General features: G+C 48.1%; 10 protein-coding genes. All 10 read left to right on the top strand.

Annotated elements, in window-relative coordinates:
• The first annotated feature begins 32 nt into the window (after positions 1-32).
• The 10 genes from spoVT (at position 33) to hpt (ending at position 10,529) form a co-directional block, all read left to right on the top strand.
• Complete coding sequence (gene spoVT / locus ADA01nite_RS10085) at positions 33-575, top strand: stage V sporulation protein T (RefSeq protein ID WP_146809833.1); 543 nt, start codon at positions 33-35, stop codon at positions 573-575.
• Positions 576-751: 176 nt separating this feature from the next.
• On the top strand, positions 752-2,386 hold the full coding sequence (locus ADA01nite_RS10080; protein WP_146809832.1) for a putative polysaccharide biosynthesis protein: 1,635 nt from the start codon (positions 752-754) through the stop codon (positions 2,384-2,386).
• A 13-nt stretch (positions 2,387-2,399) separates the two neighbouring features.
• Entirely contained in the window at positions 2,400-3,887 is a 1,488-nt protein-coding gene (gene yabN / locus ADA01nite_RS10075; RefSeq protein ID WP_146809831.1) for a bifunctional methyltransferase/pyrophosphohydrolase YabN, read from the top strand.
• A 2-nt stretch (positions 3,888-3,889) separates the two neighbouring features.
• Positions 3,890-4,183, top strand: coding sequence for an RNA-binding S4 domain-containing protein (locus ADA01nite_RS10070; protein WP_146809830.1), 294 nt, complete (start codon positions 3,890-3,892; stop codon positions 4,181-4,183).
• A gap of 238 nt (positions 4,184-4,421) precedes the next feature.
• Positions 4,422-4,712, top strand: a complete 291-nt coding sequence (gene yabP / locus ADA01nite_RS10065) for a sporulation protein YabP (protein WP_371863551.1) — start codon at positions 4,422-4,424, stop codon at positions 4,710-4,712.
• Positions 4,709-5,290, top strand: a complete 582-nt coding sequence (gene yabQ, locus ADA01nite_RS10060; RefSeq protein WP_146809829.1) for a spore cortex biosynthesis protein YabQ — start codon at positions 4,709-4,711, stop codon at positions 5,288-5,290. The genes yabP and yabQ overlap by 4 nt, the downstream gene beginning before the upstream one ends.
• Positions 5,291-5,317: 27 nt before the next feature.
• Positions 5,318-5,641 carry an FtsB family cell division protein gene (locus ADA01nite_RS10055; RefSeq protein WP_146809828.1) on the top strand — a complete coding sequence of 108 codons (324 nt, stop codon included), beginning with the start codon at positions 5,318-5,320 and terminating at the stop codon, positions 5,639-5,641.
• A gap of 205 nt (positions 5,642-5,846) precedes the next feature.
• A complete protein-coding gene (spoIIE, locus tag ADA01nite_RS10050) occupies positions 5,847-8,321 on the top strand; it encodes a stage II sporulation protein E (protein WP_146809827.1) in 2,475 nt (824 codons plus the stop codon).
• 161 nt (positions 8,322-8,482) lie between these two features.
• Positions 8,483-9,886 (top strand): tRNA lysidine(34) synthetase TilS, encoded by a 1,404-nt coding sequence (gene tilS, locus ADA01nite_RS10045; RefSeq protein WP_146809826.1) that lies wholly within the window; start codon positions 8,483-8,485, stop codon positions 9,884-9,886.
• 106 nt (positions 9,887-9,992) lie between these two features.
• Positions 9,993-10,529, top strand: a complete 537-nt coding sequence (gene hpt / locus ADA01nite_RS10040) for a hypoxanthine phosphoribosyltransferase (protein ID WP_146809825.1) — start codon at positions 9,993-9,995, stop codon at positions 10,527-10,529.
• The last annotated feature ends 50 nt before the right edge of the window (positions 10,530-10,579 follow it).

Below are 10,579 nucleotides of genomic sequence, written 5' to 3'. Positions count from 1 at the left end.
TCATTACTTCAGGAAAGTGAGGCATCAAGATTATGAAAGCAACTGGAATTGTGCGCCGGATTGACGACTTAGGGCGTGTGGTGATTCCGAAGGAAATTCGCCGTACGCTCCGCATTCGCGAAGGTGACCCGCTGGAGATTTTTGTGGACCGTGACGGGGAGGTTATTCTGAAGAAGTACTCCCCGATTGGCGAGCTGGGCGACTTCGCTAAAGAATACGCTGATTCGCTGTACGAAAGCACCAACCACATTACGTTGATTAGCGACCGCGACACCATTATTGCCGTATCTGGAGCTTCTAAAAAAGAGTTTATGGATAAGGCCATTGGTGAAATTGTAGAAAACACGATGGAAGAGCGCCGGACATCGCTTCAGACGAATGCTGGACAGTATGAAATCATCCGCGATAACGAAGACGATTATTCCTCTTATGTAATTGCTCCGATTATCGCAGGAGGAGATCCGATCGGATCTGTCATTCTTCTGACGAAGAGCGACCAGGCTAAGATGGGCGAGCTCGAAGTCAAGCTTGTCGAAACCGCCGCCGGTTTTCTGGCGAAGCAAATGGAGCAATAGAAAGGAATGAAGAAGCTTCCGGTAAGAATGCTTGCCAGGAAGCTTTTTTATTATAGTCAAATTCACTCTTTTCTTGGCATAAGCTAGTTCAAGGGGCAAGCCTTTTGGCTTTCCGCCCTGCGCTCGTTTTGTGATATAATGAGGCAGGAATTTACCGGGAAAAGAGAGGGGAATCTATGTCTAAGAATCAGGGAGCTTCTTTCCTGAAAGGGGCCGCCATACTGGGAGCGGGCGCACTGCTGTCCAAAATGCTGGGAGTTGTATACCGTATCCCGTATCAAAATATTACGGGCGATCTCGGGTATTATGTCTACACCCAGGTGTATCCGCTGTACAGTGCCCTCCTCATTCTGGCAACAGCCGGATTCCCGATTGCGATTTCAAAATTCGTGGCAGAGAAGCTGGCGATTGGCGACGTATACGGTGCACGTAAAATTTTCCGTGTATCCGCGGGCGTGCTGGCGCTCACCGGCTTCTTCTTCTTTATTTTGCTCTGGTTTAGTGCGCCCGCCCTTGCCGGATTTATGAAAGATGAAAGGTTGGTTATGCCGATTCGCAGCGTATCGTTTGCTCTGCTGGTGGTGCCAATAATGGCAGCTATGCGCGGCTACTTCCAGGGACATCATGATATGGTGCCGACCGCTGTATCTCAGATTGGCGAACAGTTTGTTCGGGTAGCGACCATTATCGTCCTCTCGTACTGGTTTATGAAAACGACAGGAGACGTATACCTTGCCGGGTCAGGGGCCGTATTTGGCGCAGTGACCGGAGCTTCCTTTGCCTTTATCGTCATGCTGTTCTTCTGGCGGCGTAACCAAAAAGTGCAGCAGCAGTTATGGGATAGTACAGCAGTGGAACGTACATACAAGCAGGAGACTGTCGGGGAAATCGCTCGGAAACTGTTTTATTACGCTATCCCGATTTGTTTGGGTTCGCTGGTGCTTCCGCTGATGCAAATATCCGATTCTTTTACTGTTGTCAGCATGCTGATTCGAGGAGGAAGCACGGCCGAAGCCGCATATCAGTTAAAGGGGATTTTTGATCGGGGGCAACCGCTGGTGCAGTTTGCGGCGTTTTTTGCGACGGCGCTTTCTTTGTCGCTTGTCCCGGCCATTGCCGAGGCAAGAGCGCTTAATCAACATCGTTTGATTGCCGCACGGACGGAATTAGCTCTGCGCCTTACATTTTTGTTCGGTTTGCCCGCTTCTATCGGTCTTTCGATCGTTGCCGGTCCGGTAAATGTCATGTTGTATGAAAACGGAAATGGAACGACTGCTCTGACTGTGCTTGCATTTACGACCATTTTTTCTACGCTTGGCATTACGTCGGCAGGCATTCTGCAAGGTATGGGGGAAGTTAACCTTCCGGTGCGTAATTTATTGGTTGGTGTCGTTGTAAAGCTTCTATTAAATATACTGCTTATTCCGGTCCTTGGCATTAACGGTGCGGCCCTGTCTACGGTCTGTGCTTATATGGTTTCTACTTTGCTTAATTTGTATGCGGTAGTCCATTTGACCAGGGCACGGTTCGGATTGCGGTCTTTCTTCATAAAGCCATTTGTAGCGGTGACGATGATGGGACTGGCCGCGTACGTAGCCCGGCAGGTCGCCGAGCGTGGACTTTTGGAATGGTTCTCTTCGCCCCGTCTGTATTACACCGGTGTAAGCTTAATAGCGGTTGGAGCCGGTGTCGTTATGTATACGGTTGCCCTTTTCCTATCCGGAACAGTGGGGCGCACCGATTTGGAAAGCACGAAAGCGGGACGGAAGCTCGTTCCTCTGCTTCTGAAGCTCCGGCTTCTGCATGAATAACTATTGAGAGGGGATGCGACTATTGAAGAAAATTACGGTTATCGGACTTGGGGCTGGAAGCCTGGACGGCCTTCCCCTAGGCATTTATCGCATGGTAAAACAGGCGAATCATCTCTATTTACGGACGGAGAAGCACCCGGTGGTCGCGGAACTTGCGGCGGAGGGGGTAACCTACGAAAGCTTCGATGCTATATACGAAGCACATGACCAATTCCCGGAAGTATACGAGGAAATCAGTGAGTGCCTGCTTCACCTGGCGGAGGAAAAAGGAGCAATTATCTATGCCGTGCCCGGTCATCCGCTGGTGGCAGAGCGCACGGTGCAGTTGCTGTTGGATAAAGCCGGACAACGCGGTGTGGATGTTGAGATTAAAGGCGGACAGAGTTTTCTTGACCCGGTATTTGCCTCGTTGAAAATCGATCCGGTAGAAGGGTTTGCCTTGCTGGATGGAACTGATTTGCGCGGGCACCAGATTCAGCCGGGCCTGCACAACGTAATCTGTCAGGTATATGACGCATTCGTTGCGTCGGATGTAAAGCTTACGCTGATGGAAGTATATCCGGATGAATACCCGGTCACGGTCGTAACGGCAGCGGGTATAGCGGGAGAGGAACAGATTGAAACGGTACCCCTCTATGAACTGGATCGCCTTACCAGCTATAGCAACCTGACTACGGTGTATGTTTCCCCGACGGAAGAAGCTCGGGTGTTGAACCGTCAATTCTGGCGTTTGCGGGAGATTGTTGCGATTCTGCGGAGTCCGAATGGTTGTCCGTGGGACCGGGAGCAGACCCACCAGTCCATCCGAAAGAATTTAATTGAAGAAACGTATGAAGTGCTCGAAACGATCGATGATGACGATCCGGATGCGATGTGCGAAGAAATGGGGGATTTGCTGCTACAGATTATGCTTCATTCCCAGATGGCGGAAGAAGACGGCTTTTTTACCGTTCAGGATGTTATTGCCGGGTTAAACGAGAAGCTTATCCGCCGTCATCCGCATGTGTTCGGTACGTCAGAAGCAGAAGACGCAGACAAAGCGTTGGAGAACTGGGAAGCTATTAAAAAGAAGGAAAAAGAGGGTAAAGGAAAAGAGACGGTTTCCCGGCTTGACGGGGTGCCGCGTGATTTGCCCGCTATTCTTACCGCGTACAAGTATCAGAAAAAGGCAGCGGATGTCGGTTTCGATTGGGACAAGCTGTCCGATGTACTCGATAAAGTAAAAGAAGAGTGGGAAGAGTTGAAGGAAGCACAGACGCTGGAGCACCGCCGGGAAGAGCTTGGTGATTTACTGTTCGTAATCGTAAATGTGGCCCGCTTTATGAAGATTGACCCGGAAGAGGCACTGGCTTTGACCAATAAAAAATTCTATTACCGTTTCTCCTACATTGAGAAAAAGTTGCGGGAAGCGGGCAAGACGTTTGAAGATACCACGCTTGACGAGATGGAGAACTGGTGGCAGGAAGCCAAACAGAAAAAGAAAGAGGAAGAAGGGATATAGCGATGCGACTCGATAAATTTTTGAAAGTTTCCCGGTTGGTGAAGCGGCGTACGCTGGCGAAAGAGGTATGCGACCAAGGGCGCGTTACCATTAACGGTCAAACCGCAAAGTCCAGCTCGAATGTAAAAGTAGGTGACGAGCTCACCGTCCGCTACGGCAATAAGCTCGTCACAGTTAAGGTTGAGAAATTGCTCGACACGACCAAAAAAGACGAAGCGGCTACTCTCTATACTATGCTCAAGGAGGAATACATTCCCCGCGATAATCCGGAAGAACCTGATGCATCTATCTGGTAACAAATAGAAGGAGAAAAGAAAATAGGAGGTACGGCGCACTCGATTCCTTTATAGGGTTTCCTTCAGCCCGTCCCTTAATCCCGCTGAGCAAAAAAAGGGAAACCCGGCGCCTTACCCTCCTATTTTCTTTTACCTTCCAGGTTATCCATAGGTGATATCCTGTTCTTCTTCCCAACTTCTTTTGTTCTATTCTGCGCCTCCCTTCAATAGGATGGTATAAAAAGGAGGGTGGGCCGCGATGATGGAAACGAATCCGAAGAAGACCATTCGCCATGATGTGATGATGATAAACCGGAAAAAGCTCGACATAACGGGTGTGCTCAAGGTGGAAAGTTTCGATCATGAGGAGTTCCTGCTTCAAACGGAGGCGGGTTTTCTTACGATAAAGGGAAAAAACCTGCACATGAAAAACTTAAGCCTTGAGACGGGACAGGTATCAATCGAGGGCTTGGTCTTTGCAATGGAGTATATTGACGAATCCTACCAGGGAGAAAAAGCCAGGGGAATCTTTGGCCGGATCTTTAAGTGACGCTTACCGGGCAAGCAGCCACCATGCTGTCGATGTTGCTGTGCGGATGGACTATGGGCATGCTGTACGACACATACAGGACGATGGAGCGTAGGTGCCGCCTTCCCGTCTGGCTTGTATGGATATCTGATTTTCTTTTCTGGATAAGCTGTACCTTTCTTGTATTTGGTACGCTTCTCCGGGTAAATGAAGGTGTAGTGCGGATTTACATCTTTCTGGGGCTTGGCATGGGCATAATTCTGTATTTTCTTTTGTTTCAGCGTATGTATCTCCGAATTTTGAACAAGCTTATCACGTTTTCTTTGTGGTTGTACCGGGTCACCATAAAAACGGCGTATTATCTGCTGGTCGTCCCGCTTCTTTGGCTGTACCGGGCATTGATCACGGTTGTGCTCTTTCTGTTTTCCGTCCTGCTAACCATAGGAAAATGGCTATTCCGCCCTTTTCTTCTTCTCGGAAGCAAGACGGGGAATTGGATATGGACGAGATATCTGCAGAAACCGACGCAAAAAATAAAAAGGATGTTCAGAAAAAAGTGGCAAACCTTGACGGGCTGGATAAAAGGTAAGAAAATGTAAAATAACCAATCAGGAAAGGTGAACGATATGCAGCAATCGCAATCTAAGCCACAAAATTACGGTCGAAAGCGCCGGATGCGTCTTTTGCAGATTATTGTCGTTTTGTTTTTGTCGTGGGCGGGCTACACGTACTACTCGCAGAGCCAGCAATTGGCCGATAAACAGCGTGAGCTTACGGATTTGCAGCGTCAGGTAACCAAGGTACAAGAAGAACAGAAACAACTCGAATTACAGGTGAAACGGATGAATGACAAAGAGTATATCGGGGAGCTGGCACGAAAGAATTTCTTCCTCTCAAAAGAAGGGGAAATCATCTTTTTGACTCCGGATGAAGAAAAGAAAAACCAGTAAGGACGCAGGATAGGGAGCGGTAGCTCCTTTTTTTGTTTGCTTTTTTCCGTTAGAGATACTTATAAAAAATATCGACATCCCGTGAAAAAATAAAGAAGTAATTGTCGGAAAATTTTTAATGATACCCTTCTTGTTTTGACAAAATTTGTTTTTGCTGTGTGCTTATAATGGGAATCACAAAATTCAGATGAGGTGGTGTTAAGGCATGATTCGTAATCAGTCCATGTCAGCAACAGCAAAGATGACGGGTAGAATGGGAGTCACACTTGAAGGAGCCAACAAAAAAGGAAGGAATTGGTTATACGCAGTCTCGCATCAATGGAGTGTATTGCATCTAGTCATGGGGTTCTTGTTGGGCCGGGCGATTATTCTTCAGGAGCTCTCCCCGTTTGCCATCCCTTTTTTCGCGGTGATGTACTTTCTAAAGAGAAATCGGCTGCTTCTTATCATGTTCTCAATTATGGCCGGAAGCGCGATGCAGTCGATAGAGATCGCTTCTGCAAATTTTATCGGGATGGCGATCGTGCTGGTCTTGCTAAGCGGGATGGAGAAGCGCAGGAGGATAGAGTTGAATTATACCCCGCTGCTCTCTTCTCTCGCGGTCCTCCTCAGCAGCACGGCGGTCGATTATATTATGAACAAGCTGAGCTGGCATGCTGTATTCATGAACGGCGTAGCGGCGCTGCTTAGCCTAATTCTTACGTTGATTTTCGTGCAGGCGGTTCCGATCTTGACTTCGAAGCGAAGCCACCAACATTTGAGGACGGAAGAAATCATTTGCTTAATTATTCTTCTGGCGTCGATTATGACGGGAACGGTTGGCTGGATTATGCAGGATATATCGGTGGATAATGTCCTTTCGCGTTATCTGGTCCTGTTATTTGCCGCCGTGGGCGGAGGGACGGTTGGGGCTGCAGTGGGCGTTGTAACCGGACTTGTACTGAGTCTGGCTAACATAGATGCAATTCATCAGATTAGTTTGCTGGCGTTTTCCGGTTTACTGGCCGGGCTGCTGCGTGAAGGGAAGAAATGGACAGTCGCTCTTGGGCTTCTCATCGGTTCATCCATTCTGACCATCTATGTGGGCGAGCAGCGGGAGATTCTGCAATCTTCGCTGGAAACGTTCGCAGCTGTTCTGCTCTTCTTGTTGACTCCGAAATTCGTACAGGAGGAAATTGCAAAGTTCATTCCGGGCACGGAAGAGAATGCTTCTTCTCAGCAGCAGTATTTGCGAAAGGTGCGTGATATAACGGCAGGAAAGATGAATCAATTCGCCCAGCTTTTCACAAAGTTATCTGAGACATTCGCCTATCAACATTTAACGGAAGCGCCGGATGAAGAGCGGCAGAAAGATTATTTTTTGAGCGAGGTGACGAAAAACACGTGTCAGCGCTGCTGGAAGAAAGATCAGTGCTGGAACCGTGACTTTGATAATACCTATGAAGCGCTCACTGACATGATGCACATTATGCAGAGGGACGGAGACATCAATGTAAACGAAATGCCGAAAGACTGGGTTCGTAAATGCGTCAAGCAAGATCGCATGCTGGCATACATGGAACAGGAGTATGTGCGCTGGCAGACCCAACTGAATCTAAAGCAGCAGATTGCTGAAAGCCGACGGCTTGTGGCCGATCAGTTAGCGGGTGTCTCGCGCGTGATGAAAAACTTTGCCAGTGAAATACAAAAAGAGGGTATTCATCTCCATGTGCAGGAAGAGCAGATTCTCGGGGCTTTAGAAGGTGTGGGATTATCTGTGCAAAATGTAGATATTTTGAATTTGGAAGAAGGGAAGGTGGATATTGAGATTACGCAGCTATCTTGCCAGGGACGGGATGAGTGTTCAAAGATTATTGCTCCGCTGCTGACAGACATTCTAGGCGAGAAGATTATGGTGAAGAATAAAAATTGCCAGGCGCTTGAAGAAGGTACATGCCGCATGTGCCTGGGTTCCGCACAGGCGTTTGAAATTGAAACGGGAGTAGCCGGAGCCGCCAAAGGGGGGCAATTATTATCGGGCGATTGTTTTAAAATTATGGAATTCGGCAGCGGAAAAATGGCGCTCGCGATGAGTGACGGAATGGGCAACGGAGAGAGGGCATACCTGGAGAGTTCTTCGACGTTGGAGTTGCTGCAGCAACTTCTCGAATCGGGTATGGAAGAGACGTTGAGTATTAAATCGGTGAATACGGTGCTTTCTCTCCGTTCACCGGATGAAGTGTTTGCAACAGTAGATCTGGCGCTAATTGATCAGCATACAGGGCAGGCGAAATTTATCAAGACGGGATCGACACCAAGTTTTATTAAGCGAGGAAAGGAGGTTATCCCGATTTCGGCAAATAATCTGCCGATCGGCATTATCGATGATATTGAGGTTGATGTGGTGAGCTATCAACTCAAGCCGGGCGATTTGTTAATTATGGTGACGGACGGTATCTACGAAGCGCCGCGCGTAGAGAATAAAAATCTCTGGATGAAACGGAAAATTTCCGAATTGAAAACGAACGATCCGCAGGAGGTGGCGGATTGCCTGCTTGAACTTGTGATTCGCCAGCATTACGGCGAAATCCATGACGATATGACGGTAATGGTCGCCCGTATCGAGCATTATATGCTTCCGTGGGCGACGATCCCGGTGCCGAACGCTCCGAAAATCGATCGACCTCGGTACGTCAGCTAGTATATAAATGATTTCGCCTCGTCCAACTATAAGGAATGGTTGGGACGAGGCTATTTTTTTGTTATAGTTAAGGACAAACAAAATTTTTTGAAACCAACGCTAGGCATGATGCGTATAGTAAGTAGGTCAAGCGTTGACCAAATGAATTGAAGGTGGAACGATTGCTTGGACAAATGAAGAAAACGATACAGGCGCATCGTCTGTTCGGGATGGGTGAGACCATTATTGTGGCCGTTTCGGGCGGACCAGATTCGGCGGCGTTGTTGCATGCTCTTACCGAAATGCGTAGAGAGTATGAGCTTACGCTGGTGGCCGCGCATGTCAATCACCAGTTCCGCGGCAGGGAGTCAGAAGAGGATAGCAGGTATGTAGAGCGTCTGTGTGATAAACTTGAAGTCCCCTGTTTCGTCGAGTCGATCGATGTTCCCCGTCTTATCAGAGAGACGGGATTGAATCCCCAGGACGCGGCCAGACAGGTTCGCTACCGTTTTTTCCGGCAGGTGGCAGAGAGAATGGGAGGGACGAAGGTGGCGACGGCCCATCATGCGGACGATCAATTGGAAACAATATTGATGCGTTTGGTCCGGGGAACCGGGGTGGAAGGCCTGGCCGGCATTCCGGTATGCCGCAGAGAAGAAGGTATCGATATCATCCGTCCGATGCTTGATGTCACCAGAGAGCAAGTGGAGCGTTATTGTGAAAAGCATAAGCTTGAGCCTCGCCATGATCAGAGCAATTTCAGTGATACGTATTTACGTAACCGAATTCGCCATCATTGGATTCCGCTTATGCGAGAAGAAAATCCACATCTTGCGGGAGCGGCTGCGCATCTTGCGGAGGTGCTACGGGAAGAAAACGACTATTTACGGCAGGAGGCGGAGGAGAGTCTTACAGCCATCATAGAAAGGCGGAATGCGAATACAATAGTCGTAAGACAAAATGATTTTCTGGCGCATCACCTTGCTTTACAAAGGAGGATGATTAAACTAATATTAAGTTATCTGCTGAAAAGCGACATAAAAGAAACAGGGTATACGCATATTGAAAATATACGGCAAATCATCGAAAGTGCCCACCCGGCAGCCTGCACTCATTTACCTGGAAATTTGCAGGTACGCAGGGAGTATGAGCGGGTGATTTTTTCATCTATTTCAGACACGATCCTGATACCCCCCTACATATATTCTTTGAACATTCCCGGACAGACGTATATTCCGGAAATAGATCGAACGATTTACTGTTATTACGGGAGCAAAGACGAAGGGAAACAGCTTGAGGACGGCACATTTGCCATGTTTGATCCGGCGATCGTTAAGGGTAAACTATACGTAAGGCAACGGCATGCCGGAGACCGCATGGTACCTCTTGGCATGAGTGGAAGCAAGAAAGTGAAGGATATCTTAATTGATATGAAGATTCCCCGGCACAAGCGTGACCAAATTCCTATTCTGACAGACGATGAACATATTCTCTGGATTCCCGGCGTGAAGCGTTCGAGTTGGTATATGCCGCTTGCGGAAGCGGATACCGTATTGTATGTAGTGCTTCAACCGTCGCTTTTTTGACAATTTCATTTTCTTTTCCGGGTACATCTATATACAGTGCGGCGGAAAGGGTATGATTGACAGCGGAATATCAATTTGTGACCGTGTTAATACCAGGAGGCTCATCATGGAAAAAGACATTGAGAAAGTACTGATTACAGAAAAAGAAATTGAAGAAAAAGTTCGCGAGTTGGGACGTATTCTCTCTAAAGAATATGAAGGAAAAAACCCGCTCGTTATTTGTGTTTTACGGGGAGGTGCCCCTTTCATGACAGATTTGGTGCGTCGCATGGATATCCCGCTTGAGATGGATTTCATGGCCGTATCCAGTTATGGCGCTTCCACGCAATCTTCCGGAGTTGTGCGGATTGTGAAAGACCTGGATACTTCTGTGGAAGACCGTCATGTCATCATCGTGGAAGATATTATCGACAGCGGGCTTACACTCAGCTATTTGATTGATATTATTGAGCGCCGCAATGCCGCTTCCGTTAAAGTGGTAACATTGCTTGACAAGCCGGCGCGCCGCACCGTCGACTTTAAACCTGATTATTGCGGATTCCAGATCCCGGACGCTTTCGTCGTTGGATACGGACTGGACTACGCGGAGAAATACCGGAATTTACCTTACATTGGCATATTGAAACCTGAAGTATACAGCTAAGCCTTTAAGTTGTGAACGCCGGGTTTCATGTGGTAAAATAATGTAGGTGT

The organism is Aneurinibacillus danicus, assembly GCF_007991215.1.
GTDB lineage: Bacteria > Bacillota > Bacilli > Aneurinibacillales > Aneurinibacillaceae > Aneurinibacillus > Aneurinibacillus danicus.
The sequence above is the reverse complement of the archived record's forward strand: the minus strand, read 5'-3'. Positions and strand labels throughout refer to the sequence as shown.

Bases quoted from the DNA above. Each gene is read 5' to 3' on its own strand.
- hpt (WP_146809825.1), top strand. From the start codon at position 9,993: ATGGAAAAAGACATTGAGAAAGTACTGATTACAGAAAAAGAAATTGAA.
- ADA01nite_RS10055 (WP_146809828.1), top strand. From the start codon at position 5,318: ATGCAGCAATCGCAATCTAAGCCACAAAATTACGGTCGAAAGCGCCGG.
- yabP (WP_371863551.1), top strand. From the start codon at position 4,422: ATGATGGAAACGAATCCGAAGAAGACCATTCGCCATGATGTGATGATG.
- spoIIE (WP_146809827.1), top strand. From the start codon at position 5,847: ATGATTCGTAATCAGTCCATGTCAGCAACAGCAAAGATGACGGGTAGA.
- spoVT (WP_146809833.1), top strand. From the start codon at position 33: ATGAAAGCAACTGGAATTGTGCGCCGGATTGACGACTTAGGGCGTGTG.
- ADA01nite_RS10070 (WP_146809830.1), top strand. From the start codon at position 3,890: ATGCGACTCGATAAATTTTTGAAAGTTTCCCGGTTGGTGAAGCGGCGT.
- yabN (WP_146809831.1), top strand. From the start codon at position 2,400: ATGCGACTATTGAAGAAAATTACGGTTATCGGACTTGGGGCTGGAAGC.
- ADA01nite_RS10080 (WP_146809832.1), top strand. From the start codon at position 752: ATGTCTAAGAATCAGGGAGCTTCTTTCCTGAAAGGGGCCGCCATACTG.